This is a genomic window from Edaphosphingomonas fennica (genome assembly GCF_003034225.1).
Classification (GTDB): Bacteria; Pseudomonadota; Alphaproteobacteria; order Sphingomonadales; family Sphingomonadaceae; genus Sphingomonas_E; species Sphingomonas_E fennica.
The window spans coordinates 40,930-67,760 of record NZ_PHHF01000027.1 but is presented as its reverse complement, the minus strand read 5'-3'; the positions used below and the strand labels follow the sequence as shown (position 1 = coordinate 67,760).

The window sequence follows — 26,831 nt, the reverse complement described above, 5'->3', positions numbered from 1 at the left end:
AGAATTCACCAACCGGCGCGGCCACCTATCGGCCATCAAAATTGACGCCGACCGGACTCCGTAATCGTCGCGCTACAGCCGAGCGCGTTCACGGTGCGATATTCCAGGAAGCCGTGGATCATGTAGATCGAATAGGAAAGTGTGCCCATCAGCAGGAAGGGCGGCTTCAGCAGCAGCTTCGCCACCGCGCCCCGCTGGAGCGAGAAGAGCAGGACCACCCCGAAGAAGATGGGCGGCACGATCAGCGACAGGGGCTTGGAGCCCGAAATGCTGACGATCTGCACCGTGATGACGATGGCGGCGATTTCCAGCAGGGTGGCGAGTGCGGCGGGAAGCTCCTTGCGGGCGGCGATCCATTTATGCGCCTGGAAGGCCACCACGCCCAGCGAGAAGCCGAACAGGCAGCGCGCCAGCGCGCCATCGTGGAACACGTTCAGATAGCGATCGGTGAGGTTGAACAGATAGATGCCGCACAGCGCCGCGAGCACGAGGCAGAGCGGGATCAGGATCGGCCGCGCCCAGCGGAACACGAAGGCGAAGATCAGATAGGTCCACATCTCCACGGCGATGCTCCAGGAGGGGCCGTTCCAGCCCGTGCCGTCCGGCCCGATGAAGGTCTGCACCAGGAACAGGCTGGCGAGCAGCGATGGGATGTCGTTGGGCGCCTGGAACGGCTGCCGGTCCGCCTGGCCCAGCACACCGGTGGCGAAGACGATTTCGAATGCCAGGAACACCATCAGCACGAAGAAGTGGAGCGGATAGATCCGCCCCATGCGCAGCCCCATGAACTTGCCTATGGAAAAGCCGTTGGTGATCCGGTCGCCATAGCTGGCCGAAATGACGAAGCCGCTCAACACGAAGAAGAAATCGACGAAGAGCGAGCCGTTCTTCACCAGCGCCGAATTGCTGATGATGCCGGGCGTGTGGAAATGCAGGAGAACGATCATGCTCGCGCAGATGCCGCGCAGGCTATCGAGCGCAAGGAAGCGCGATATGGCTGTTCCGCTCGCATTCGCCATCGACATACCCCCGTCCATCCCGCGATCGGCCCGGTGGTGGGGGCGATCACATGGCGCAACTCGGCGGGCGTGCATCGGTTCCTGTGGAAATATGACGTGAAGAATGGATGCGCGCAGCCGGGTAACGATCCTCCGCTAAAATTCGCGGGATCCTGTTAGCACCAAAGCCGGCGGCGGAAAATCCCGCCAGGGATCGGCCAGGGATCGGCCAGGGATGGGGGGCGTGGGCGGCCGTCGGCCCGCGTATCGGGCCCGTGCCCTCCCGCGTCACGATGGCGCGGGAGGGCACGGGCATCAGGCGAGCGCGGCGTCGGCGCCCATCAGCTTGGGGAAGAAGCCTTCATGCGCCTTGCGCAGGTCGGCGAGCTGGATGTTGATGCCGTCGCCCGCCTTCACGCTGTGGCCGCCGACGGCGCCGATCCGCACGGCGCCCGGCACGTCCACGCCCGGCGCTGCCGTCACGACATAGCGGCCCTGATCCTCGCCGAAGGCCTCCGCCGCCGAGGCGATCGGATCGAGGCTGGCGCCGATGCCGCCCGCCAGCGCCATTTCGGCCACCGCGACCAGCAGGCCACCATCCGAAAGATCATGGACGGCGCTCACCGTGCCGTTGGCGATCAGCTTGCGGACGAGATCGCCGGACGCCTTTTCCTTGACGAGATCGACGGTGGGCGCGGGCCCGGCCTCGCGGCCATGGATCTCGCGCAGCCAGACGGACTGGCCGAGATGGCTGCCCTTGCCGCCGATTAGCCAGATGCCGTCGCCCTCGTTCTTGAAGGCGACGGTGGCGGATTTCGACCAGTCGGACAGCAGGCCGATGCCGCCGATCGCGGGCGTCGGCAGGATGGCGGAGCCGCCCCCGGTCGCCTTGCTCTCATTGTAGAGCGAGACGTTGCCCGACACGATCGGGAAGGCGAGCTCGCGGCAGGCCTCGCCCATGCCGTCCAGGCAGCCCACGAACTGCGCCATGATTTCCGGGCGCTGCGGATTGGCGAAATTCAGGCAGTTGGTGACGGCTAGCGGCAGCGAGCCCACCGCGGAGAGGTTGCGATAGCATTCGGCGATCGCCTGCTTGCCGCCTTCATAGGGGTCCGCATAGCAGTAACGCGGCGTGCAGTCGGTGGAGATGGCGATGCCCTTCTCCGTGTCGTGCACGCGGACGACGGCGGAATCGCCGCCGGGGCGCTGCACCGTGTCGGCGCCGACCATGTGGTCATATTGCTCCCAGATCCAGCGGCGCGAGGCGAGATCGGGCGATGCCATCAGCGTGACGAGATCGGCGCCCAGATCGGCCGATTCGGGCACATCGCCAAGCGGCTCCACCTTCGCCCAGGCGGCATAGTCCTCGCGGCTGAGCGACGGGCGGTCGTAGAGCGGGGCCTCGTCCGCCAGCGGGGCGAGCGGGATGTCGCACACCGTCTCGCCATTGTGGACGAGGATCATGCGGCCGGTGTCGGTGACTTCGCCGATCACCGCGAAATCCAGTTCCCACTTGCGGAAGATCGCCTCGGCGAAGGCTTCCTTGCCGGGCTTCAGCACCATGAGCATCCGCTCCTGGCTTTCCGACAGCATCATCTCGTAAGCGGTCATGCCCTCTTCGCGCTGGGGCACCTTGTTCATGTCGAGCAGCAGGCCGACCCCGCCCTTGGAGGCCATCTCCACCGAGGAGGAGGTGAGGCCGGCAGCCCCCATGTCCTGGATGGCGACGATCGCGTCCGAGGCCATCAGTTCCAGGCAGGCTTCGATCAGCAGCTTTTCGGTGAAGGGGTCGCCGACCTGTACGGTCGGGCGCTTCTCCTCCGAATCCTCGCCGAAATCGGCCGAGGCCATGGTGGCGCCGTGGATGCCGTCGCGCCCGGTCTTGGACCCGACATAGACGATCGGATTGCCGACGCCCGACGCCGCCGAATAGAAGATCTTGTCGGTCTCGGCGACGCCCACCGTCATCGCATTGACCAGGATGTTGCCGTCATAGGCGCGGTGGAAATTCACCTCGCCACCCACCGTCGGCACGCCCACGCAATTGCCGTAGCCGCCGATGCCGTGGACGACGCCCGCGATCAGGTGGCGCATCTTGGGATGGTCCGGCCGGCCGAAGCGCAGCGCGTTCATGTTGGCGACCGGCCGCGCGCCCATGGTGAACACGTCGCGCAGGATGCCGCCCACGCCGGTGGCCGCGCCCTGATAGGGCTCGATATAGGATGGGTGGTTGTGGCTCTCCATCTTGAAGATGGCGGCCTGGCCGTCGCCGATATCGACGACGCCGGCATTCTCGCCGGGGCCGCAGATCACCCAGGGCGCCTTGGTCGGCAGCTTCTTCAGGTGGATGCGCGAGGACTTGTAGGAGCAGTGCTCCGACCACATCACCGAGAAGATGCCGAGCTCCGTCAGATTGGGCTCGCGGCCGAGGGCGGCGAGGACGCGCTCATATTCTTCGGGGGAGAGGCCGTGCTCGGCGACGATCTGGGGAGTGATCTCGGTCATGCGCGCGCCCTCTAGAGCATATTGGCCGCCGTTTGAACCACCCGTCGCTTTTATCCGTTCCCTCCGTGGATTCGGATTCGACTTGGGCCGCGAATCGTGCCTATGTTCCTATTATGTTCTGAAAATGGGAGGTTGCCATGGTCGATCCGATTCCCGCAGGCTACCACAGCGTCACACCTTATCTGGTCGTCGATGACGGGGCGGCTGCCATAGAATTCTACAAGCAGGCTTTCGGCGCGGAGGAAGTGCTGCGCATGCCGATGGGCGATCGCATCGGCCATGCCGAAATCAAGATCGGCGATTCGCATGTCATGTTGGCCGACGAATGGCCGGACATGGACCATCTCGGCCCCAGGTCGCGAGGCGGCACGACCGTGAGCCTGCTGATCTACTTGCCCGATGTGGATGCGGCCTTCGCCAGGGCGATCGAGGCCGGCGGCAGGGAGGATCGCGCCGTGGCCGATCAATTCTATGGCGATCGCGCGGGCACGTTGACCGATCCGTTCGGGCATCAGTGGACGCTCGCCACCCATGTCGAGGATGTCTCGATCGAGGAATGCCGCCGCCGCCTGGACGAGATGACGGCCAAGGCCTGATCGGCGGCCGCCGAATCCTCACGAAAAAGGCCGGCGGATCGCTCCGCCGGCCTTTTCGGATGGCCCGTCCGGCGGGCCTGATGGAAGGAGGCGCGCCCGCGCGGGCGCGGATCGGGTTCAGGCCTTGCAGCTCTGGCTGGCCTTGCCCGGCCGCTCGAGCGTGACGCTGGTGCCGTCGCCGGTGAGCTTATAGCCTTCGGCGACGAAGGGCTCGCCCTTGGCGGGCGCGGTCAGGCGCGTGGCGGGGCCGGTCTTCTCCGCGCGGATATCGGCGCTGGTGCCGTCCGCGAAGAAATCGACATAAGCGAGGCTGTTGTCCTTGCAGCGATAGGTGCGGCTGGCGCTGAGCGCCGGCGGCAGCGTCACGGGCGGGGCCTCGGCCAGGTTGGCGGCATCCGGATCGGCCGGGCCGGCGTTGACCGTCTCCGGTTCCGTATTGCAGGCCGCAAGGGAGAGGAGGGCCGCGAGGGACGCGGCCGCGAGCGTCAGGGGGGCTTTTTGCATAGCGGGATGATTTTGACGCGCTGCAACCGCGCGTCAAGCCTGAGATTTATTACATCTGCAGCTTATCAGCAGAATCCTTCATCGCAAGGGGCCGATCCGGTCCTGTTTTAAGGTTCGGCGCAACATCTTGGTAGAGCGTCGGAAAATCTCGAATCCCGCGGTCCTGGCCCATTGCCGCGGTGATGGCGCCGCCGGTCCGGGGCGGAAGGCGGTGCTTCCGATACGACGAGCCGTTCCGCATCGCCGCAACGATATGCCTCATAATGGGACTGACGGTGCGGCCCGCCGCCGGATGGGATTCGCGGATGCCGCCCGAAGCTTCGCTGTATCCCGGACAAACAGAAGCCCGCTTGCCGGCCGCGCGAAGGCTCGGCTATCTGCCGGTCATGGCCATAGCCCCCACCGCGCCGAACACCCTCGCGCTGATCGGCAATACCCCGCTCGTCCGCCTGAACGGCCCCAGCGCCGCCACCGGCTGCGACATCCTTGCCAAATGCGAATTCATGAACCCCGGCGGATCGGTGAAGGATCGCGCCGCGCTGTTCATCGTCCAGGATGCCGAGGAGCAGGGGCTGCTGAAGCCCGGCGGCGTGATCGTGGAAGGGACGGCGGGCAATACCGGCATCGGCCTGGCGCTGGTCGGCAATGCCAAGGGCTATCGCACGATCATCGTGATGCCGGAGACCCAGAGCCAGGAGAAGAAGGACACGCTGCGCGCGCTGGGGGCCGAGCTGGTGCTGGTGCCGGCCGCGCCTTATTCCAGCTCCGCCCATTTCGTCCACACCTCGCGCCGGATCGCCGAGGAGACGGAGAATGCGGTCTGGGCCAACCAGTTCGACAATATCGCCAACCGTATGGCGCATATCCGCACCACCGCCGCCGAGATCTGGGAGCAGACGGGCGGCCGGGTCCACGGCTTCACCTGCGCGGTGGGCACCGGCGGCACGCTGGCCGGCGTGGGCATGGGGCTGAAGGCGTTCGACGAGGATGTCGTGATCGCACTCAGCGATCCGCACGGCGCCGCGCTCTACAGCTATTATGAGACGGGCGAGCTGAAGGCGGAGGGATCGTCCGTCGCCGAGGGCATCGGCCAGGGGCGGATCACCGCCAATCTCGAAGGCGCGCCGGTGGATACGCAGTTCCGCATTTCCGACGAGGAAGGGCTGGAGCAGGTACATCGCCTGCTGATGGACGAAGGGCTTTGCGTGGGCCTTTCATCCGGCATTAATGTGGCCGGTGCCATCGCCCTGGCCGAGCAGATGGGGCCTGGGCACACCATCGTCACCATCCTGTGCGATTCGGGATTCCGTTATCTTTCGACGCTCTTCAACCAGGATTGGCTGGCGGCGAAGGGCTTGACGGTGCCGCCGTGGCTGGTGCGATAAGCTGTTCGACAAGCGCGACGGGCTGGGTTAGGCTTTACACAAAGTGGAATTGCGTTCGCCTCGGTTCCGTTTGTGGAAGGGAATGAATGCAGCGGGTTCGCATCGGTTTGACCGGGCTTGCCGGCGTCTTCGTGCTCGTATTGTTCGCCGCGGCCTTCTTCGGGGTGGTCAGCGACGAGCCGACGGTCTCGACGGACGCGACGGGCAATGTGGTGATTGAAGAGACTGCCAACACGGCCGCCCCGGTGGGGCCGCCCAAGGAGCCGCTGGCCGAACTCGGCGTGGCCCCCGGCGCCGCGCCGGAAGCCGGCGAGGGCAATGTGACGCCTTCGGATGGTGCGGCGCATCCCTGATCGCGCCTGACATGGCGGCGGGGCCTGGCGGGGCCGTGCCGGCCCGCATCTCCGGACGCTGGCCCGCCGTCGCCGGCTGGGCCGGTGCCTATGCTTTCGCGGAAACGCTGGCCGGCCTGCTTTCGATCGCGATCGCGGGCCATGACCGTGCCGACTGGACCCCCTTTCTGGCGTGCCGGCCCTGGCTCCTTGCCGTGGCCGCGCTCCTGCTTGCCGCCCGGCCGTGGCGCTTCCGGCTTGCGGCGATGGCGCTGGGCCTGGCCGGCGCGACGTTGGGCGGGGCGCTTTGGCTGGCCGCCAAGGGGGCCGGTGACGCGATCGCGGCGCTGCGCATATTCGGCGCGAGTATCCTGCTGCTGGCCGCCGTCGAGCTGGTCCTGCGCCTGGCCCGCTGGGCCGGCGGCCGGCGTTGGCGCCTGCTCGCCGCCGCATTGCTCTTGGGGCTGGCGCTGCTGCCCGGTGCCGTCGCGGCCTATGAGCGGGTGGCGCTCGGCCCCCTCGATCCGCCGCCGCCCGCCCGCCGGCCGCCGTTGCATCTGTTGAGCGGCCTGCCGCTTATCTGGTCGGAAGGCGGCGTGGCCGAAACGCTCGGGCGGTCGCGTCCGCTCGCGGCCATGCTCCTCCTGCGCTCCCGTCACGATGTCCTTCCTCTCGCGGCGGCGCGGCCGCGATCGCTTGCCGGTCCCGGCCCCTTGCTGGCCGTGCAGCCGCGCATCGACGCGGAAGGATTGGTGGCGTTGGACGATTGGGTGTGGCGCGGGGGGCGGATGCTGCTGCTTGCCGATCCCGACGTGCGCTGGCCCACGCGGCTTCCCCCCGGCGATCCCGCGCGGCCGCCGGGCGTGGCGCCGTTGCTGCCGCTGCTCGCGCATTGGGGCCTCGCCCTGTCGCCGGCCGGCGGCGATCCCCTGATGCTGCGTGATGTGGAATGGGCGGGCGCGGTGTGGCGCGTGCGCCCCGGCGCCCCCGGCCGCCTCGCCTCGACGGATGGCGCCTGCGCGATCCTCGCCGGCGGCCTCGCCGCCGATTGCCGGATCGGGCAGGGGAGGGCGGTGATCCTCGCCGATGCCGATCTGCTGGACGATGATCTGTGGGTGGGAATGGGATCGCATGGCACCGGCCGCTTCCGCCGCACCGCCGACAACGGCCCGCTGATCGCCGCGATCCTTGCCGATCTGGGGGACGGCCAGCCGGTTGAACCCAGCGATTCCGTGGTCTGGATCGAGTCGCCCCTGCGCCCCGACCGGCATTGGCTGCTGGCGCTGCTGCCCTCCCTGCTGCTGCTTGCCGCTGGCCTCGTGATGGGCCGGCGTGGCATTCATGCAGCGGTTGTCACGAAATCCTCACAAACTTATCCACAGGCCATGCACAGGTACAAAGAAAGAACAGTGGCGGATTTCCGTCATCGGAGGGAATAAGGCCCCCGATATCACCCATCAGAATCCACAGGATTCCCATCCAGTGGTATTGAAAACCATATGATCCCCTGATACGCCCAGAGCACTCCGGGGCGCGGGGGAGATTCCGTCTTATTCGCGACCAGCGCCCGCCGGAGGAGACGACGGCGTGTGCGGGGAATGGTCCCTGGCTCCGTCGCAGTGGGGTCTTGGGACGTGGAAATCAGGGACTTTTTCCACGGTAGTGCATTGAACGCGGTCGATGCGAAGGGCCGCGTGTCGCTCCCTGCCCCCTTCCGCACCGTCATCGATCGCCGCACGCATCGCGCCCTGATGCCCGGCGAATTCCCGTCGCCCGAAAAGTTCATCCTGCTCGGCGAGCATGAGCGCCTGCCCTGCCTCCAGGCGTTCGACCCCGCTTATTCGCCGGAGCTGCACAGCTTCGTGGGCGAGCGCGTCGATGCGCGCGGCGACGGCATGGACCGGATGTCGGCCATGGATTTCGAGCAGATGGACGTGTTCGGCGCCTATCTGCAGGCCAATTACGACGATGCCGGCCGCATGGTGCTTTCGCCGATGTTCCGCGCGATCGCGGAGATAGAGGGGCTGGCCTTCTTCCTGGGGGCCGGCGCCACCTTCCAGATCTGGAACCCGCACAAGTTCCTGGAGCATTGCCAGGACAAGCCGCGCGTCGTGCGCGCGCTGGAATTTATGCTGAAGGAAAGGGGCGCGAAGGCATGACCCAGTCCGCCCCCGATCCGCGCCACGATCCCGTCCTGATCGCCGAAGTCGTCGCCGGCCTCGCCCCCGCCCCGGGCGAGGTGATGGTGGACGGCACCTTCGGCGCGGGCGGCTACAGCCGCGCCCTGCTTGCCGCGGGCGCGGACGTCTACGCCTTCGATCGCGATCCGGATGCGATTGCCGAAGGCGCGCCGCTGGTCGCCGCCAATGACGGCCGGCTGCACCTGATCGCCGAGCGCTTCTCCCGCATGGAAGAAGCCTTGGCGGAGCGCGGGGTCGGCCCGGTCGACGGCGTGACGCTCGATATCGGCGTCTCGTCCATGCAACTCGACCGGGCCGAACGCGGCTTTTCCTTTCAGGCGGATGGCCCGCTCGACATGCGGATGGAGCAGGACGGGCAGAGCGCGGCCGATTTCGTGAACCATGCGGACGAGGCGGAGATCGCCGACGTGCTGCACCATCTGGGCGAGGAGCCGCGCGCACGGCGCGTCGCCCGCGCGATCGTGGCGGCGCGGCCGATCACCCGCACGGCCGATCTGGCCGAGGTGGTGCGCCGCGCGCTGGGTCACAAGCCGCATGAGAAGAAGGACCCGGCGACCCGGACCTTCCAGGCGATCCGCATCCACGTCAATCGCGAGCTGGAGGAGCTGGAGCAGGGGCTGGCGGCGGCCGAGCGCGTGCTCGCCCCCGGCGGCCGGCTGGCGATCGTGTCCTTCCATTCGCTGGAGGACCGGATCGTCAAGCGCTTCCTGCGCGAACGTTCCGGCGCGATGCCCACGGGTTCGCGCCACCGCCCCGATGCGGGCGCCGCCGGGCCTTCGCCGAGTTTCGAGGCCGTCGCCAAGCCGGTGCGGGCCGGCGAGGCGGAGCTTGCCCGCAATCCCCGCGCCCGTTCCGCCACGCTGCGCGTCGCCCGTCGCACCGCCGCCGCCGCCTGGCCTGTATCGTATAAAGGAGTTCCGTCATGATCGCCGCCGCGCGCTTTCGTTCCGTCCTGTGGGTCGCCGCAGCGTCGACGGCCGGGCTGGCATGCTACATGGTGACGCAGGGCGTCGCCGCCGAACGGGCCGAGCTTGCCCGCACGGAACGGGCGATCCTGGCCAACCGCGTTGCCATCCGCGATCTGGAGACGGAATTGGGCACGCGCGGCAGCCTTGCCCAGATGGAACGGTGGAACGCGCAGGCGCTGGCCCTGAAGGCGCCCGAGGCGCGGCAGTTCATCGGCGGGGAGGTGCAGCTCGCCAGCCTGGGCATGCCGGCCAAGCCCGCCATGGAGGCGAAGCTGGTGCAGGTGGCGGCGGCGAAGCCGGTCGCTCCGGTGGCGCCTTCCGCCCCGGCCGAGCCTGATGCCGTCGGCACCGAGGAGCCGATGCTGCGCCACGCCACCTACATGAAGCCGGCGCCGGATCGCGTCGCCGGGCTCGAACGCAAGATTTCCGCGCGCGGGGATCTGCTGGGCGCGGACGCGCTGGCCGAGATCGGCCGCATTGCCCGCACCGAGCGGGCGCCGGGCGCCCAGTGACGGCGGTCGCCGCCCCTCCTCACAGAATCCGCATCGCCGATCAGCGCGAAATGGGTGTCGCCGTCACCCATTTCCGCCTGATGGTGGTGCTGCTGGCGTTCGCCTTCGTCACATTGCTGATCGTGCTGAAGCTGATCTGGATGGCGGTTTCGTCCGAACCTGCCGGGCGGGGCGGCGGCGGTGCCGGGCTGATCCCCGATCGGGGGGACATCATCGATCGCAACGGCATGCAGCTTGCGCGCACGTTCAACGCCTGGTCGATCGCCGTGCACCCGGACAAGATATTGGGGGATCGCCGCGCGATCGCCGTGCAGCTTGCAGAACTGATGCCCGAACGGACGGCCGCGCAATATCTGGCGATCCTGAATTCGGGCAAGTCCTTCGTCTATCTGCGCCGCCGCGCGCTGCCGGAACTGGTGCGCGCGGTGAACGCGATCGGCGAGCCAGGCATCGCGCTGGGGCGGGAGCCGGAACGGCTTTATCCGCAGGGCGCGCTGGCGGCCCATGTCGTCGGCTACACCAATCTCGACGGGGCGGGCGCGGCCGGGCTGGAACGCGAATATAATGCGCGGCTGACCGGCGAGACGACGCGGATGGCGCCGCTCCAGCTTTCGATCGACGCCCGCGTGCAGCAGGCGCTGGAATCGCAGCTTGGCGAGGCGATGGCCCATTTCAGCGCGATCGGCGCTGCCGGCATCGTGATGGACGTGCGGACCAGCGAGGTGCTGGCGCTCACGTCACTGCCCGAAATCAATCCCAATGCGCCGGGCAAGGCATCGCCGGAGGCCGGTTTCAACCGCGCGACGCTGGGCGTCTATGAGCTTGGATCGACCTTCAAGCCCTTCACCGTCGCCATGGCGATGGACAGCGGCATCATCACCAGCTTCGGCCAGATGTATGATTGCCCGCGCGCGCTGAAGGCGGGCCGCTTCACCATCACCGATACCCATCCCTTCGGCCGCCGCTGCAGCGTGGCGGAGATCATGAAGGAATCCTCCAACATCGGCACCGCGCAGATCGCCATGGAGGTGGGCGCCGAACGGCAGCGCGCCTTCCTGAAGCGCATGGGCTTCCTGGAGCCGGTCTCGATCGAGCTTGGCGAGCGCGGCCGCACGCTGACGCCGGGCGCCAACTGGGGTGAGATCGCGACGATGACGGTGGGCTACGGCCACGGCATCGCGGTGACGCCGCTGCACCTCGCTACCGGCTATGCCACCCTGTTCAACGGCGGCATCTGGCGTCCGGCGACGCTGATCAAGACGGGGCCGCACCATCCCGTCCCGGCCGGCCGGCGCGTGTTCACCGAGGAGACGTCGGACAGGATGCGCGCGCTGCTGCGCCTCGTCGTCACCAACGGCACCGGCAAGAACGCCAACGCGCCGGGCTATCGCGTCGGCGGCAAGACCGGCACGGCGGAAAAGATCCAGGGCGGGCGCTACACCCACGGCGCGGTGGTGACCACCTTCGCCGGTGTTTTCCCGATGGACGACCCCCGCTATGTGGTCATCGCGATGCTCGACGAGCCGAAGGCGACCAAGGAAACCTACGGCTTTCACACCGCCGGCTGGAACGTGGCGCCGGTGGTGAAGCAGGTCGTCGCGCGAATCGGCCCGCTGCTGGGGGTTGCCCCGGACGAGGGCCGCGATGTGGATCTGACCGGCGTGCTTCAGTACGTCCGTCCTGAAAAAGGCAAGTGAGTATGCGGCTCGGCGCGTTGACCGGGGCAGATGAGGACCTGACGGTCACCGGCTTCGCGATCGATCATCGCAAGGTGGCCCCCGGCACGGTGTTCGGCGCCTTCACCGGCACGCGCTTCAATGGCGAGGATTTCATTCCGGCCGCGATCGCGGCCGGGGCCATAGCGGTGGTGGCGCGGCCGGAGGCGACGGTGGAGGGCGCCGTCCATATCGCCGATGCGGAGCCGCGCCGCGCCTTCGCCCGGCTTGCCGCCAAATTCTTCGCTCCCTTCCCGGAAACCGTGGTCGCGGTGACGGGCACCAACGGCAAGACCTCCACGGTGGAGCTGACCCGGCAATTGTGGCGGGCGGCGGGCCATCACGCCGCCTCGATCGGCACGCTGGGCGTCACCACTTCGGAGGATCAGGTTTCGACCGGCCTCACCACCCCCGATGTCGCGACCTTCCTCTCCAATGTCGCCGGCCTCCGCCGCGAGGGCGTGACCCATGTCGCCTTCGAGGCATCGAGCCACGGGCTCGCCCAGTTCCGCACCGAAGGGCTGCCGGTGCAGGCGGCCGCCTTCACCAACCTGAGCCGCGACCACCTCGATTATCATCACACCATGGAAGCCTATCTGGAGGCGAAGCTCCGCCTGTTCAGCGAGGTGGTGGACGCCAACGGCACGGCGGTGGTGTGGGCGGACGATCCCGCATCCGCCCGCGTGATCGAGATCGCGCGCGAGCGCGGCCTCAAGGTGATCGATGTCGGCCACAAGGGGGAGGTGATCCGGCTGGCGGAGCGCATTCCCACCCATCTCGGCCAGACGCTGGTGCTGGAGATCGAGGATCGCCGCCACAAGGTGAACCTGCCGCTGATCGGCGCCTATCAGGCGGCCAATGCGCTCACCGCGCTCGGCCTCGTGCTGGCGACCGGGGGCGAGCTTGAGCGGACGCTTGCCGATCTCGCCCGCGTCCAGCCGGTGCGCGGGCGGCTGGAGCGGGCGGTGATCGCCCGCAACGGCGCGCCCGTCTATGTCGATTACGCCCATACGCCCGATGGGCTGGAGGCCGCGATCCAGGCGCTGAAGCCGCATGCGAAAGGCCGCCTGATCACCGTGTTCGGCGCGGGCGGCGATCGCGATACCGGCAAGCGGCCGGAAATGGGCGCCATCGCCGTCCGCCTGTCCGATCATGTCATCGTGACGGACGACAATCCCCGCAGCGAGGACCCTGCCGCGATCCGTCGCGACGTGCTGGCCGGGGCGCCGGGCGCGATCGAGATCGGCGGCCGGCGCGAGGCGATCGCGGCGGCGATTGCGGAAGCGGGTGCCGACGATATCGTGCTGATCGCCGGCAAGGGGCATGAGCAGGGCCAGATCGTCGGCGATATGGTGCTGCCCTTCGACGACGTGACGGTCGCGCGGGAGTGCGCGGCATGAGCGGGAACGCGACCTTGCTCCTCCTCTCTTTCAAGGGAGGGGGCCGGGGAGCGGGCGAGTCCGGTGCATATCGGCGCGCGCTCACCCTTCTCGCAGCCGGCGCCACCCACCCCCAACTCCTCCCCCTGAAAGGGAGTGGGCTATGACGCCGCTCTGGACCGCCTTCGATATCGCCGCCGCCGTCGATGGCGAGGTGTTCGGCGATTTCGCCGCCAATGGCGTCGCCTTCGATTCCCGTGAGGTGGGGCCGGGCGACCTGTTCGTGGCGATGAAGGGCGAGACGACCGACGGCCACCGTTTCGTGAACGGCGCCTTCGCGGCCGGTGCCGCCGGTGCCCTCGTCAGCGATCCGGTGGATGGCCCGCACGTTCGCGTCGCGGATACGGTGGCCGCCTTGGACGCGCTCGGTCGCGCCGCCCGGGCGCGGACGGCGGCGAAGATCATCGGCGTCACCGGATCGGTTGGCAAGACGGGCACCAAGGAGGCGCTGTTCGCCGCGTTGGACCGCGCGGCGCCGGGCAGGGCCCACCGCTCGCTCAAAAGCTACAACAACCATGTCGGCGTGCCGCTCAGCCTCGCCCGCATGCCGGCCGCTACCCGCTTCGGCATCTTCGAGATGGGGATGAGCGCGGCCGGCGAACTGGCGGCGCTGACCCGGATCGTCCGCCCGCATGTCGCCATCGTCACCGCCATCGCGCCCGCGCACAGCGCCTTCTTCGCCAGCGAGGAGGCGATCGCCGACGCCAAGGGGGAGATATTCCAGGGCCTGGAGCCCGGCGGCACCGCCATCATCCCCTATGACAGCCCGCATCGCGACCGGCTGATCGCCGCCGCCCGGCCCTTTGCCGAACGGATCTGGACCTTCGGGCGGGGCGAGGGCGCCGATGTCCGCGCGCGCGAAGCGGTGCGCGGCCCGCGCGGCACCCTGATCGCCGCCGTGCTGCCCGGCGCGGAGCTGACCTTCACCCTTGCCCCTCCCGGCGATCACTGGGTGTCGAACGCCATGGCCGTGATCGCGGCCGTCCATGCCGTGGACGGCGATCTGGCGGCAGCGGGGCTGGCGCTGGCGGACATGGCCGGCCTTGCCGGGCGCGGCCGCCGCGTGATCGCGCCCGTCGAGGGCGGCGAGGCGCTGGTGATTGACGAAAGCTACAACGCCAATCCGGCGTCGATGGCGGCCACCATCGCCCTTCTGGGCGAGGAGCCGGCCGAGCGCCGCATCGCCGTGCTGGGCGACATGCGCGAGCTTGGCGAGAAATCGCCTTTGTTCCACGCGAGCCTCGCCCAGCCGCTGGTGCGGGCCGGCGTCGATTTCGCTCTGCTTGTCGGGCCGGAGATGGCCGCGCTCGCAAATGAGCTTGAGGGCCGGATCGATTTCGCGCATGTGCCCGACGCCGCCGCCGCGCTGGATCGCCTGGACGGGCTGATCGAGGCCGGCGACGCGGTTCTGATTAAAGGGTCCAACGCCATCGGGCTCGCTCGTCTCGTCGATCATTTCGGGTCCGGGGCGGTCGCGGCCGGGAACATGCCATGCTCTACCTGATCGCCGACCAGCTCGGATTTCCGGGCGTTCTCAACCTCATCCGCTATCTCACTTTCCGCGCAGGATCGGCGGCGATCACCGCGCTGCTGATCGGCCTCATCATCGGGCCGAAATTCATAGGCTGGCTGCGCGTGCGGCAGGGCAAGGGGCAGCCGATTCGGTCGGATGGCCCGCAGACCCACCTCGCCAAGGTCGGCACGCCCACCATGGGCGGGCTGATGATCCTGACCGCGATCGCGATATCCATGTTCCTGTGGATGGATCTTTCCAACCGTTATGTCTGGGCCTGCATCTTCGTGACGGTGGGCTTCGGGCTGATCGGCTTCCTCGACGATTACGACAAGGTGAAGAAGCGCAGCCACAAGGGCGTTTCCGGCAAGGTGCGCCTGCTCGCCGAATTCGCCATCGCGGGGCTGGCGAGCTGGCTGATCGTCTCCGGCACCGGCACCGAGCTTTATGTGCCCTTCTATAACGGCCCGGTCATCGATCTCGGGCCGTTCTACGTGCTGTTCGCCGCCTTCGTGATCGTCGGCGCGGGCAATGCCGTGAACCTGACGGACGGGCTGGACGGCCTGGCGACCATGCCGGTCATCATCGCCAGCCTCGCCTTCTTCGTGATCGCCTACCTCGTCGGCAACGTGAAGTTCGCGGATTATCTCGGCATCCCGCATGTGCCAGGCGCGGGCGACCTCATCATCCTCACCGCCTGCATCATCGGCGCGGGGCTGGCCTTCCTCTGGTTCAACGCGCCGCCGGCCGCGGTGTTCATGGGCGATACCGGCAGCCTCGCGCTCGGCGGCGCGCTCGGCGCGATCGCGGTCGCCACCCATCACGAGATCGTGCTGGCGATCGTCGGCGGCCTCTTTGTGCTCGAGGCCGTCTCCGTCATCGTCCAGGTCTATTATTACAAGCGCACCGGCAAGCGCGTGTTCAAGATGGCGCCGATCCACCATCATTTCGAACAGCTCGGCTGGTCCGAGCCTACCGTGGTGATCCGCTTCTGGATCATTTCCTTCGTGCTGGCGCTGGCCGGCCTTGCGACATTGAAGCTCAGATGATCACCAGCCCCGTCTTCTCCGGCAAGAAATACGCCGTCCTCGGCCTCGCGCGATCGGGGCTGGCCACGGTCGATGCGCTGCTGGCCAGCGGTGCGGAAGTCGTCGCCTGGGACGACAGGGATGCCGCGCGCGAGGCGCTGGCGGCCGCCCATCCGGGCGAGGCCGGGCTTTCCTTCGCCGATCCGCTGGTGATCGACCTTGCGGGCTTCGCGGGCGTGGTGGTGTCGCCGGGCGTGCCGATCATCCGCCATCCGATCCGGGCCAGGGCCGCGCAGGCCAATGTTCCCCTGATCGGCGATATCGAGCTGTTCGCCCAGGCGCGCGCCTCGCTGCCGGGCCACAAGATCGTCGGCATCACCGGCACCAACGGCAAGTCGACCACGACCGCGTTGATCCACCACATCCTGAAGGCGGCCGGCATTCCCACGCTGATGGGCGGCAATATCGGCCTGCCGATCCTCAGCCGCGATCCGCTGCCGGCGGGCGGGGTCTATGTGCTGGAGCTTTCGAGCTACCAGATCGATCTCACCTACAGCCTCGCCTGCGACGTCGCCGTGCTGCTGAACGTGACGCCCGACCATCTCGATCGCTATCCCGATTTCGAAGGCTATGCGGCGTCCAAGACGCGCCTGTTCGGGATGCAGCAGAATTGGGGCTATGCGCTGATTTCGACCGACGATGAGACGTCGGCGGCGATCGCCGTCATGGTCCAACGGCTCGGGCGCGGGCAACTGCGGCAGTTCAGCCGCTCGATGGTGGGCAACCAGTCCGGCTGGCCGGCGCTGCAGGGGCCGCACAACGCGCAGAATGTCGTCGCGGCGGTCAATGCCGCCTTGCTGCTGGGCGTGCCGGGCAAGGTGATCGACGAGGCCGTCGCCACCTATCCCGGCCTGCCGCACCGCATGGAGCGCGTGGCGGAGAAAGGCGGCGTGCTGTTCGTGAACGACAGCAAGGCGACCAACGCCACGTCCACAGCGCCTGCGCTGGCGGCCTATCCGAAGATCCACTGGATATTGGGCGGCCTGCCCAAGGCCGACGATCTCGATCCCTGCGTGCCTTATTTCGATCATGTCGCGGCCGGCTACACGATCGGCCAGGCCGGGCCGATGTTCGCGCGCATCCTCGGCGCCGCCGGCAGGCCGGTGACGGAAAGCGGCACGCTGGATCAGGCCGTGCGCGATGCCGCCGCCGCCGCGCGGCCGGGCGAGGTGGTGATGCTGTCGCCGGCCTGCGCATCCTTCGATCAGTTCCGCGATTTCGAGGCGCGGGGCGATGCCTTCCGCGCCGCCGTGGAGGCGCTGCCGTCATGACCGGATCGACCGTCTATCGCCAGAAGCCATCGCAGGTCGTGCGGCTGGGCCGTGCCGACCGTAGCTGGTATGCCACCTGGTTCTGGGAGATAGACCGCGTCCTTTTGCTGCTGGTCGCGATGCTGATCGGCATCGGCCTGATCGCCGTGGCCGCCGCCTCGCCTTCGGCCGCCGCCAAGGATGGGCTGCCCGCGCTGCATTATTTCTGGCGGCAGATCGTCTGGATCATGCTGGGCGTGCCGCTGATGATCGCGGTGTCGATGCTGCCGCGCGACAGCGCCCGCCGCCTCTCGATCGGCGCGGCGGTGCTGTTCTGCCTGCTGCTGGCGCTGGTTCCGATCGCCGGCACCCAGGTGAACGGCGCGGTGCGCTGGCTGGGTGTGGACCCCTTCCGCTTCCAGCCGTCCGAATTCCTCAAGCCCTTCTTCGTCGTCGCCACGGCCTGGATGCTTTCGCTCCGCGCCCGCGACAGGGGGCTGCCGGTCGTGCCGCTCACCGGCCTGATCGTCGCCGTGATCGCCGCCCTGCTGATGAAGCAGCCCGATTTCGGGCAGACGGTGATCTTCTGCTCGGTCTGGGCGGCGCTGCTCGTGATATCGGGCGTGCAGACCCGCTTCCTCATGGCGCTCGGCGGGGCCGGCGTCGGCCTGCTCGCGCTGGCCTTCGTCTTCTACCGGAACGGCCGGGATCGCGTGATCGAGTTCCTCACCGGATCGGGCGACACCTATCATGTCGACGTCGGCTACGCGACGATCACCAATGGCGGCCTCGTCGGCCTGGGGCCGGGCGGCGGCGTCCAGAAATTCCGCCTGCCGGAAGCGCATAACGACTATATCTTCTCGGTGATCGGGGAAGAATTCGGCCTTATCTCGTGCATCGTCATCGCCATCATCTATCTCGCCATCATGGTCCGCGTGTTCCTGAAGCTGCTGGACGAGGAGGATCAGTTCGTCATGCTGGCCGCGTCCGGCCTCGCCATCCAGTTCGGGCTGCAGGCGGTGATCAACATGGCCGTCAACGTGCAGCTCGTTCCGTCCAAGGGCATGACGCTGCCGTTCATCAGCTATGGCGGTTCCTCGCTGCTGGCCGTGTCGATGGGCTTCGGCCTGCTGCTGGCCTTCACCCGGCGCAATCCCTTCCTCACCCGATCGCCCTATGTCGTCACATGGAGCGGGAAGTGAGGGGGACGCGGGAAATGAGGCTCCGGCCGTGATCGCACCGCGCCATTATGTTCTCGCCGCCGGGGGCACCGGCGGCCATATGATTCCCGCCCATGCGCTGGCAGCGGAGCTGATGCGGCGCGGGCACCGGGTGGCGCTCGTCACCGATGAGCGGGGCGCGCGCATCCCCGGCCTGTTCCAGGGCGTGCAGACGCATGTGCTGCCGGCGGGCCGCGTTGCCGGCGGGCCGATGGGCTGGCTGCGCGCCGGCCGATCGATCCTGGCCGGGCGGGAAATGGCGCGGCGGCTCTACGAAACCTTCCAGCCTTCCGCCGTGGTCGGCTTCGGCGGCTATCCCGCGCTGCCGGCGATGCTGGCCGCGTTCAAGGACCGCATCCCCACCGCCATCCACGAACAGAATGCCGTGCTCGGCCGGGTCAACCGGCTGCTCGCGCGCAAGGTGGATGCCATCGCCACGGCCTATCCCCATGTCGATCGGCTGAAGGCGAAATATCAGGACAAGGTGCACCTGATCGGCAACCCCGTGCGCGAGGAGGTGCGGGCGCTGCGCGACCAGCCTTTCCCGCCGCTGACGGAGGACGGCATCTTCCGGGTGCTGGTGACGGGCGGCAGCCAGGGCGCGACGGTGCTGTCGCAGGTGGTGCCCGAGGGGCTGGGCCTGCTGCCGCTCAATTTCCGCCGCCGCATCCAGGTGACGCAGCAATGCCGGCCCGAGGATATCGAGGACGTGCGCGCGCGCTATGCGGCGCTCGGCATCCCCGCCGATCTCGCCACCTATCTGCCCGACATGCCGGACAGGCTGGCCTGGTCGCATCTCGTGATCGCGCGCGCGGGCGCCTCGACGATCGCCGAGCTTACCGTCGCCGGCCGCCCCGCCATCCTGATCCCGCTGCCTTCGGCCACGGACGACCACCAGACCGCCAACGCCCGCGAGCTGCACGAGGCCGGCGGTGCGCGTTCGATCCCGCAGCCGCGTTTCACCGCGGTGGAGCTGGCCAAGCAGATGCAGAAGCTGGCGCTGGAGCCGGGCTCGCTCCAGAATGCCGCCCGCCGCGCGTGGGCCTGCGGCCGGCCGGATGCGGCCAGCGCGCTCGCCGATCTGGTCGAGGGGTTGGGAGAGGGGAACATCAACCATTCGGGGCCGGTGGACCCGGCCGAAACTTCGCCGCATGTGGGCGGCCGGGAGACAGTTGCGTGAAGGGCGTCGCCACCGATATCGGCACTATCCATTTCATCGGCATCGGCGGGATCGGCATGTCCGGCATCGCCGAGGTGATGCATAATCTCGGCTACAAGGTGCAGGGCTCCGACGTGGCGGAAGGCTATGTCGTCGAAGGGCTGCGGCAGCGCGGCATCCCCGTCGCCATCGGCCACAAGGCGGAAAATCTGGGCGATGCCGCCGTCGTCGTCACCTCCACCGCGATCAAGCGCGGCAATCCGGAGGTGGAGCTGGCGCTGGAACGCCGCGTCCCCGTCGTCCGCCGGGCGGAGATGCTGGCGGAACTGATGCGGCTCAAGTCTACCGTCGCGGTAGCGGGCACACACGGCAAGACGACGACGACCTCGATGGTGGCGGCTCTGCTCGATGCGGGCGGCGTCGATCCCACCGTCATCAACGGCGGGATCATCAACAGCTACGGCTCCAACGCCCGGCTCGGTGCGTCGGACTGGATGGTGGTGGAGGCGGACGAGAGCGACGGCAGCTTCCTCCGGCTCGACGGCACGGTCGCGGTCGTCACCAACATCGATCCCGAGCATCTCGATCATTATGGCTCCTTCGATGCGGTGAAGGACGCCTTCGTCGAATTCGTCGAGAATGTGCCGTTCTACGGCGCGGCCCTGCTGTGCCTCGATCATCCCGAGGTGCAGGCGATCATCCCGCGCGTGCGCGATCGCCGCGTCGTGACCTACGGCTTCTCCGCCCAGGCGGACGTGCGCGGCGTGAACGTGACGCCGATCCCCGGCGGCAACCGCTTCGAGGCGATCATCCGCAACCGCGACGGCACGACCCGTTCGATCGAGGGGATCGAGCTGCCGATGCCCGGCCGCCACAATGTGCAGAACGCGCTGGCCGCGATCGGCGTGGCGATCGAGCTGGGCGTGCCCGACGACGTGATCCGCACCGGCTTCGCCAAGTTCGGCGGGGTCAAGCGCCGCTTCACCAAGGTGGGCGAGGTCGACGGCATCAGCGTGATCGACGATTACGGCCATCATCCCGTGGAGATACGCGCCGTGCTTTCGGCCGCGCGCGAAGGCGTGCAGGGCCGGGTGATCGCGGTCGTCCAACCGCACCGCTTCACGCGGCTCCGCGATCTGATGGAGGAGTTCCAGTCCGCCTTCAACGATGCCGACATCGTCTATGTCGCCCCGGTCTATGCCGCCGGCGAGCAGCCGATCGAGGGCGTCGACGCGGCGGCGCTGGTGAAGGGCCTGAAGACGCGCGGCCACCGTGCGGCGCAGGAGATCGCCGATGCCTCCGCGCTCGCGGCGGAGCTGGCCGTCGTCGCCCGGCCGGACGACATGATCGTCTGCCTGGGCGCGGGCGACATCACCAAATGGGCGGCCGGCCTGGCGGACGGCATCGCCACGGCGCGAAAGGCGGGCTGATGGAACCGTTCAGCGCCTGGATCGACTTTCAGGCCGAGATGGTGAAGCTGCAGCGTTCCCAGCTTGCCGCCGCGCAGAAGGCGGTCGAGGCCGGGGGCGACATGGTGGCGGCGCAGAAGGCGATGGCCGACGCGGCGGAAGCCGGCGCCCGCGCCTGGAAGAGCTGGTTCCGCCTCTGGGGGCTGAAATGATCGCCGCCCCCGCCGCCACGACCATCGCCATGCCCACCGTGCGCGGCCGCCTCACGGCCGATGCGCCGCTGGCTCCGCTCGTCTGGTTCAAGGCGGGTGGCAATGCGCAATGGCTGTTCGAGCCGGCCGACGCGGACGATCTGGCCGCCTTCCTGCGCGATCTCGATCCCGCCGTTTCGGTGATGGGCCTGGGCCTGGGATCGAACATGATCGTGCGCGACGGCGGCGTGCCGGGCGTGGTCGTGCGCCTGGGCAAGGCCTTCGCGAAGGTCGACCGGGTCGATGCGACGACGCTGCGCTGCGGCGGCGGCGCTTCGGGCATCCTCGTTTCCTCCAGCGCCCGCGATGCGGGGATCGGCGGGATCGAGTTCCTGCGCTCCATCCCCGGCACGGTCGGCGGTTTCGTGCGGATGAACGGCGGCGCCTATGGCCGCGAGGTGAAGGACATCCTCGTCGAGTGCGAGGTGGTGCTCCGGTCCGGGGAGCGGAAGACGCTGGCGCTCGCCGACCTCGGCTACACCTATCGCCACAGCGATCTGCCGGAAGGCGCGATCGTCGTTTCCGCCACCTTCCGGGGCCAGTCCGCCGATCCCGACGCGATCCAGCGCGAGATGGACCGCATCGCCGCCGAGCGCGAGGCTTCCCAGCCGCTCCGTTCGAAGACGGGCGGATCGACCTTCAAGAACCCGCCGGGGCACAAGGCCTGGGCGCTGGTCGATGCCGCCGGCTGCCGGGGGCTGCGGCGCGGCGACGCGCAGGTTTCGGAAAAGCATTGCAACTTCCTCCTCAATCTCGGCGAGGCGACGTCCGCCGATATCGAAGGGCTGGGCGAAGAGGTGCGGGAAAAGGTGAAGGCGCATTCGGGCATCGTCCTGGAATGGGAAATTCAGCGGGTGGGGACGGCCGGATGAGCGTGAAGCCCCTCCACGTCGCCGTGCTGATGGGCGGCTGGTCCGCCGAGCGGGAGGTGTCGCTCACCTCCGGCGCGGGCGTCGCCGATGCGCTGGAATCGCTCGGCCATCGCGTCACCCGCATCGATATGGATCGCGATGTCGCGCTGCGCCTGCACGCGGCGAAGCCCGATGTCGTGTTCAACGCGCTGCACGGCACGCCGGGCGAGGACGGCACCGTGCAGGGCCTGCTCGACATCATGGGCCTGAAATATACCCATAGCGGCCTCGCCACGTCGGTGATCGCGATCGACAAGCAGCTCACCAAGAACGAGCTGGTGCCCCATGGCATCCGCATGCCGGAAGGCGTGATCGTTTCGTCCGAAAGCCTTTATGCCGGCGATCCGCTGCCGCGCCCCTATGTGCTGAAGCCGGTGAACGAAGGCTCGTCGGTCGGCGTCGCCATCGTCATGGCGGAAGGCAATTACGGCAATCCCATCGCCCCCGGCAGCGAGGGGCCGTGGAGGCATTTCGATCATCTGCTGGCCGAACCCTTCATCAAGGGGCGCGAGCTTACGGTCGCGGTGCTGGGGGACGAGGCGCTGGCCGTGACCGAGCTTCGGCCCAGGAACGGCTTCTACGACTATGACGCCAAATATACCGACGGGCTGACCGAGCATGTCTGCCCGGCGGACATCCCCGCCGATATCGCCGAAGCGGCGATGGACATGGCGCTCCGGGCGCATAAGCTGCTCGGCTGCAAGGGCACGTCGCGGTCCGATTTCCGCTGGGATGACGAACGCGGCGAGGCGGGGCTCTATCTGCTGGAAGTGAACACCCAGCCGGGCATGACCCCGCTCAGCCTGGTGCCGGAACAGGCGCGCCATATCGGCATGAGCTATGCCGATCTGGTGCAGCGGATCGTCGAGGAGGCGCTATGAGCCGCAGCGGGACGATGGATGGAGGACAGGGGCGCGCGATGATCCGTCGCGGCGCCCAGCCGCGCCGTCGTCCGCCCGCCAAGGCGCGCGCGCGCAAGAAGGCGCCCGCGCGCAGCCCGTTCGCCTCGCTGCCCCCGCCGGTCGTCGCCATTGCGCGCAAGGTCGCCAATTATGCGCTGGTGGCCCTGTTGATCGGCGGCGTCGCCGCGGGCGTGTGGGCGATGCGGTTGCCGCAGATGGTCGGCACGGCTGCCGGAGAGGCTGTCGGCCGGGCCGGCTTCGCGGTCAAGAAGGTGGAGATCACCGGCATCGACCGGATGGATCGCGGCCCGGTGGAGGATGCCGCCTTCTCCGCGCAGGAACTGGCGATGCCGCTGGTCGATCTGGCGGAGATACGCGGCCGCCTGCTCCAGCAGGGCTGGGTGAAGGATGCGCGCGTGTCGCGCCGCCTGCCCGATACGCTGGTGATCGACATCGTCGAGCGGGAGCCCGCCGCCATCTGGCAGCACCGCCAGCGGCTGCACCTGATCGATGCCGATGGCCGGGTGATCGCGCAGCTTCGCCTGGCCGGCACGCCGCTGCCCGACCTGCCGATCCTGATCGGCCCCAACGCCAATTATCAGGTCGCCGCGCTGGATCGGCTGCTGGCATCCTCGCCGCAGCTGAAGCCCATGCTGGACGGCGCGACCTGGGTAGGCGACCGCCGCTGGGACATCCGCTTCCGTTCGGGCGAGACGCTGTCGCTGCCCGAAGGCGAGGGGCAGGCGCGCGCCGCGCTCGCCGAATTCGCCGAGCGGGATAGGACGATGCGGCTGCTGGGCCAGGGCATGCTGCGGTTCGACATGCGCAATCCCGGCCGCATCATCGTGCGGCCGGCGGCGCGCCCGGCCGCGGACCAGGCATCCGCCAGCGTCCGCCCGGCCACGGACAATGGCGAGGAACGGCCACCGGCCTCCACGGCGGCGGCCGACGCGCGAAGCATTTGAGGGCAGGGATTCAGGGAACGGTTTTCAGGGGGACAAGACGATCATGGCGCAGGCTCGCAGCGACAATCTGATCACCGCGCTGGACATCGGTTCCTCGAAGGTCTGCGCGCTGATCGCCGAGGTGACGGACGGCGGCGGCGAGATCCGCGTGCTCGGCACCGGCCAGCGCGAAAGCAAGGGCGTCCGCCACGGCTATGTGGCGGACATGGAGCGCACCGAGGCCGCGATCCGCGAGGCGGTGGAGCAGGCCGAGCGCGTCGCCCGCACCAATATCGAGGATGTGTGGGTCAGCTTTTCGGCCGGCGGGCTGGTCAGCAAGCTGGCGGCCGTGGAGGTCGATCTCGGCGGCCACCGGATCGAGCAGCAGGATATCGATGCCCTCCTGAATGCCGGCCGCAACGCGATCGATCCCGAAGGCCGCATGGTGCTGCATGCCCAGCCGACCCTCTATACGCTGGATGGCCTCAAGGGCACGCGCACGCCGCTGGGCCTTCATGCCGACAGGCTGGGCGTGGACATCCACGTCGTCGCGGCCGAGGCCTCGCCCGTCCGCAATGTCGATCTCTGCGTCCGTTCCGCGCATCTCGCCGTGAAATCGATCGTCGCCTCGCCGATCGCCGCCGGCATGGCGGTGCTGTCGGAGGAGGAGCGCGACCTCGGCGTCGCGCTGGTGGAGATGGGGGCGGGCGTCACCAACGTCTCGCTTTTCGCCGGCGGCATGCTGGTGGGCCTCGCCTCGCTGCCGATGGGCGCGGCCGACATCACGGACAATATCGCCTCGGCGCTCGGCACCCGTCGCTTCGACGCGGAACGGTTGAAGACCTTTTACGGATCGGCGATGACGAGCCCACGGGACAACCACGACATGATCGATGTGGTGCCGGTGGCCGGCACGCAGGACGGGAGCGATCCGATGCGGATCACCCGCGCGCAGTTGATCGCGATCATCCGCCAGCAGCTCGAACGCTGGATGGGGGAGATCGGCGCGACCCTGAAGGCGCTGGGTTTCACCGGCCCGGTCAGCCGCCAGATCGTGCTCACCGGCGGCGGCGCGGAGATGAAGGGGATTGCGGATTATGCGCAGGGCCTGCTCGGCCAGTCGGTGCGCGTCGGCAAGCCGCGCGGGCTTTCGGGCCTGCCCGAGGCGCATAGCGGCCCGGCCTTCGCCACGCTTGCGGGGCTGATCCACTATGCGGCGTCCGATCCGATCGACCTGCGCGCGATGGCGCCCGCCACCCAGACGGTCCATCGCGTGCATGGGGCCGGCATGATCCAGCGGATGATCGCCGCTTTTCGCAATGGTTATTGAGAAAATATCGCCGAATTACGCAGGGAACATAACTTTTCGCGTGCGTCGGCGAATCAGGTGATGTTAGATTCTTGTTCGGGGGCGCGTCGGATGCGCGCGGCACAGCGGAGTTGAGGTTATGACGATCGAGTTCATGCGGCCGGAAGTGGATGAGTTGCGGCCCCGTATCAGCGTGATCGGGGTGGGCGGCGCCGGCGGCAATGCCATCGCCAACATGATCAATTCCGATGTCCAGGGCGTGGATTTCATCGTCGCCAACACCGATGCGCAGGCGCTCAATGCCTCGGCGGCGGAACGGCGCATCCAGCTCGGCCTCAAGATCACCCAGGGCCTCGGCGCGGGCGCGCGCCCCGAAATCGGCCGTGCCGCGGCCGAGGAAGCGCTCGAGCTGGTCGATGCCGCGCTCGACGGCGCGCACATGTGCTTCATCACCGCCGGCATGGGCGGCGGCACCGGCACCGGGGCCGCGCCGGTGATCGCCAAGCTCGCGCGCGACAAGGGCATCCTGACGGTCGGCGTCGTCACCAAGCCGTTCAGCTTCGAAGGCAACCGCCGCTCCAAGTCCGCCGATGCGGGCATCGAGGAACTGCAGAAGCACGTCGACACGCTGATCGTCATCCCCAATCAGAACCTCTTCCTCGTCGCCAACCCGAACACGACCTTCAAGGAAGCGTTCAAGATGGCGGACGAGGTGCTCCAGCAGGGCGTCCGCTCGATCACCGATCTGATGGTGATGCCCGGCCTCATCAACCTCGACTTCGCCGACGTCCGTTCCGTGATGGGCGAGATGGGCAAGGCGATGATGGGCACGGGCGAAGCCTCGGGCGACAACCGCGCGATCGAGGCCGCCGAAAAGGCGATCGCCAACCCGCTGCTGGACGGCGTGTCGATGAAGGGCGCCAAGGGCGTCATCATCTCGATCGTCGGCGGCGAGGACATGCGCCTGATGGAGGTCGACGAGGCCGCCAACCACATCAAGGAGCTGGTGGACCCGGACGCCAACATCATCTGGGGTTCGGCCTTCAACAACGATCTGGAAGGCAAGATCCGCGTGTCCGTGGTCGCCACCGGCATCGAAGCGGAAGCCGCCGCCGTGCCGGAGCCGGCCAAGCTCTTCACCTTCCCGGCCGCGCGCAAGGAAGCGCCCGCCCAGACGCCCGCGCCCCAGGCGCAGCAGCCGGCGCCTCAGGCCCAGCAGGCGGCACCGGTGCAGCCTGCCCCGGTCGCGCCGCCCGCCGCCGTGGCGCCGCAGCCGGAAATCCGGCTCGAGCCGCCCGTCCAGGCGCCGGCCGATGCGCTCGACCTGTCGGCCAACGACATCGTGCCGCCCGCGACGGACGAGCTGCTGCTCAACGAGACGCTGACGCCGCCGGTCGCGGGCAACCCGCTGCCGCCGCGCGATGCGGAAACCGGCTCGGCCCGCCCATGGCTGACGCCGGCTGCGGAAGCCCCGGCACCCGCGCCCGCGCCGCGCGCCCGTGAAGGGGCGACGCTGTTCGAACGCATGTCCAACATCGCCCGCGGCGCCGCCAAGGCGCAGGTGGACGAGGAAGGGCGCGGCGCCGATGTGCCGCGCTTCCTGAACCGCCAGAACAACCAGTAACCGGCGATCATCGCATGGACGGGGGCCGGCTGCCTTGGGGTGGCCGGCCCCCTTGTCTTTGGGCATGGCTTTCGGCGCCGCGGGCAGGCGGCGCCG

Annotated in this window: 24 protein-coding genes; 21 read left to right on the top strand and 3 right to left on the bottom strand. The window is 68.4% G+C overall.

Annotated elements, in window-relative coordinates; genetic code table 11:
- Window positions 1–35: 35 nt before the first annotated feature.
- Both CV103_RS06795 and purL read right to left on the bottom strand, forming a co-directional pair.
- Window positions 36–1,025 (bottom strand): acyltransferase family protein, encoded by a 990-nt coding sequence (locus CV103_RS06795; RefSeq protein WP_245896694.1) that lies wholly within the window; start codon window positions 1,023–1,025, stop codon window positions 36–38.
- A 288-nt stretch (window positions 1,026–1,313) separates the two neighbouring features.
- Entirely contained in the window at window positions 1,314–3,503 is a 2,190-nt protein-coding gene (gene purL / locus CV103_RS06790) for a phosphoribosylformylglycinamidine synthase subunit PurL (RefSeq protein WP_107394409.1), read from the bottom strand.
- Between the two features lie 137 nt (window positions 3,504–3,640).
- On the opposite strand from purL, the gene CV103_RS06785 reads away from it, so the two are divergent.
- Entirely contained in the window at window positions 3,641–4,099 is a 459-nt protein-coding gene (locus CV103_RS06785) for a VOC family protein (protein ID WP_107394408.1), read from the top strand.
- Between the two features lie 117 nt (window positions 4,100–4,216).
- Here the strand turns inward: CV103_RS06785 and CV103_RS06780 are convergent, their stop codons facing one another.
- Window positions 4,217–4,603: a hypothetical protein gene (locus tag CV103_RS06780; RefSeq protein WP_070934468.1), complete on the bottom strand. Its 387-nt coding sequence runs from the start codon at window positions 4,601–4,603 to the stop codon at window positions 4,217–4,219.
- 386 nt (window positions 4,604–4,989) lie between these two features.
- On the opposite strand from CV103_RS06780, the gene CV103_RS06770 reads away from it, so the two are divergent.
- The 20 genes from CV103_RS06770 (at window position 4,990) to ftsZ (ending at window position 26,735) form a co-directional block, all read left to right on the top strand.
- A complete protein-coding gene (locus CV103_RS06770; RefSeq protein ID WP_107394416.1) occupies window positions 4,990–5,988 on the top strand; it encodes a cysteine synthase A in 999 nt (332 codons plus the stop codon).
- Window positions 5,989–6,074: 86 nt separating this feature from the next.
- Window positions 6,075–6,341 carry a hypothetical protein gene (locus CV103_RS06765; protein WP_107394406.1) on the top strand — a complete coding sequence of 89 codons (267 nt, stop codon included), beginning with the start codon at window positions 6,075–6,077 and terminating at the stop codon, window positions 6,339–6,341.
- An 11-nt stretch (window positions 6,342–6,352) separates the two neighbouring features.
- Window positions 6,353–7,759, top strand: a complete 1,407-nt coding sequence (locus CV103_RS06760) for a hypothetical protein (protein WP_107394405.1) — start codon at window positions 6,353–6,355, stop codon at window positions 7,757–7,759.
- Between the two features lie 255 nt (window positions 7,760–8,014).
- Entirely contained in the window at window positions 8,015–8,479 is a 465-nt protein-coding gene (locus CV103_RS06755; protein ID WP_236626857.1) for a division/cell wall cluster transcriptional repressor MraZ, read from the top strand.
- Complete coding sequence (gene rsmH / locus CV103_RS06750) at window positions 8,476–9,447, top strand: 16S rRNA (cytosine(1402)-N(4))-methyltransferase RsmH (RefSeq protein ID WP_107394404.1); 972 nt, start codon at window positions 8,476–8,478, stop codon at window positions 9,445–9,447. The genes CV103_RS06755 and rsmH overlap by 4 nt, the downstream gene beginning before the upstream one ends.
- Complete coding sequence (locus tag CV103_RS06745; protein WP_070934463.1) at window positions 9,444–10,001, top strand: hypothetical protein; 558 nt, start codon at window positions 9,444–9,446, stop codon at window positions 9,999–10,001. Before rsmH ends, CV103_RS06745 begins: the two co-directional genes overlap by 4 nt.
- A 50-nt stretch (window positions 10,002–10,051) precedes the next feature.
- Window positions 10,052–11,698 carry a peptidoglycan D,D-transpeptidase FtsI family protein gene (locus CV103_RS06740; protein WP_107394403.1) on the top strand — a complete coding sequence of 549 codons (1,647 nt, stop codon included), beginning with the start codon at window positions 10,052–10,054 and terminating at the stop codon, window positions 11,696–11,698.
- Window positions 11,699–11,700: 2 nt separating this feature from the next.
- Window positions 11,701–13,116, top strand: a complete 1,416-nt coding sequence (locus tag CV103_RS06735) for a UDP-N-acetylmuramoyl-L-alanyl-D-glutamate--2,6-diaminopimelate ligase (RefSeq protein ID WP_015457857.1) — start codon at window positions 11,701–11,703, stop codon at window positions 13,114–13,116.
- Between the two features lie 142 nt (window positions 13,117–13,258).
- Window positions 13,259–14,659 carry a UDP-N-acetylmuramoyl-tripeptide--D-alanyl-D-alanine ligase gene (locus CV103_RS06730; RefSeq protein ID WP_107394402.1) on the top strand — a complete coding sequence of 467 codons (1,401 nt, stop codon included), beginning with the start codon at window positions 13,259–13,261 and terminating at the stop codon, window positions 14,657–14,659.
- Complete coding sequence (mraY, locus tag CV103_RS06725) at window positions 14,647–15,717, top strand: phospho-N-acetylmuramoyl-pentapeptide-transferase (RefSeq protein ID WP_070934459.1); 1,071 nt, start codon at window positions 14,647–14,649, stop codon at window positions 15,715–15,717. Before CV103_RS06730 ends, mraY begins: the two co-directional genes overlap by 13 nt.
- Window positions 15,714–17,027, top strand: coding sequence for a UDP-N-acetylmuramoyl-L-alanine--D-glutamate ligase (gene murD / locus CV103_RS06720; protein ID WP_015457854.1), 1,314 nt, complete (start codon window positions 15,714–15,716; stop codon window positions 17,025–17,027). Before mraY ends, murD begins: the two co-directional genes overlap by 4 nt.
- Entirely contained in the window at window positions 17,024–18,208 is a 1,185-nt protein-coding gene (locus CV103_RS06715; RefSeq protein WP_107394401.1) for an FtsW/RodA/SpoVE family cell cycle protein, read from the top strand. The genes murD and CV103_RS06715 overlap by 4 nt, the downstream gene beginning before the upstream one ends.
- Window positions 18,209–18,287: 79 nt before the next feature.
- Window positions 18,288–19,406 (top strand): undecaprenyldiphospho-muramoylpentapeptide beta-N-acetylglucosaminyltransferase, encoded by a 1,119-nt coding sequence (gene murG / locus CV103_RS06710; protein ID WP_051128807.1) that lies wholly within the window; start codon window positions 18,288–18,290, stop codon window positions 19,404–19,406.
- Complete coding sequence (gene murC, locus CV103_RS06705; protein WP_015457851.1) at window positions 19,403–20,815, top strand: UDP-N-acetylmuramate--L-alanine ligase; 1,413 nt, start codon at window positions 19,403–19,405, stop codon at window positions 20,813–20,815. The genes murG and murC overlap by 4 nt, the downstream gene beginning before the upstream one ends.
- A complete protein-coding gene (locus tag CV103_RS06700) occupies window positions 20,815–21,006 on the top strand; it encodes a hypothetical protein (RefSeq protein ID WP_015457850.1) in 192 nt (63 codons plus the stop codon). The genes murC and CV103_RS06700 overlap by 1 nt, the downstream gene beginning before the upstream one ends.
- Window positions 21,003–21,917 carry a UDP-N-acetylmuramate dehydrogenase gene (gene murB / locus CV103_RS06695; protein WP_211314361.1) on the top strand — a complete coding sequence of 305 codons (915 nt, stop codon included), beginning with the start codon at window positions 21,003–21,005 and terminating at the stop codon, window positions 21,915–21,917. Before CV103_RS06700 ends, murB begins: the two co-directional genes overlap by 4 nt.
- Entirely contained in the window at window positions 21,914–22,837 is a 924-nt protein-coding gene (locus CV103_RS06690; RefSeq protein WP_015457848.1) for a D-alanine--D-alanine ligase, read from the top strand. The genes murB and CV103_RS06690 overlap by 4 nt, the downstream gene beginning before the upstream one ends.
- Window positions 22,834–23,823, top strand: coding sequence for a cell division protein FtsQ/DivIB (locus CV103_RS06685; RefSeq protein WP_107394400.1), 990 nt, complete (start codon window positions 22,834–22,836; stop codon window positions 23,821–23,823). The genes CV103_RS06690 and CV103_RS06685 overlap by 4 nt, the downstream gene beginning before the upstream one ends.
- A 43-nt stretch (window positions 23,824–23,866) precedes the next feature.
- Complete coding sequence (ftsA, locus tag CV103_RS06680) at window positions 23,867–25,132, top strand: cell division protein FtsA (RefSeq protein WP_107394399.1); 1,266 nt, start codon at window positions 23,867–23,869, stop codon at window positions 25,130–25,132.
- Window positions 25,133–25,250: 118 nt separating this feature from the next.
- Window positions 25,251–26,735 carry a cell division protein FtsZ gene (gene ftsZ / locus CV103_RS06675; protein WP_107394398.1) on the top strand — a complete coding sequence of 495 codons (1,485 nt, stop codon included), beginning with the start codon at window positions 25,251–25,253 and terminating at the stop codon, window positions 26,733–26,735.
- Window positions 26,736–26,831 lie beyond the last annotated feature (96 nt).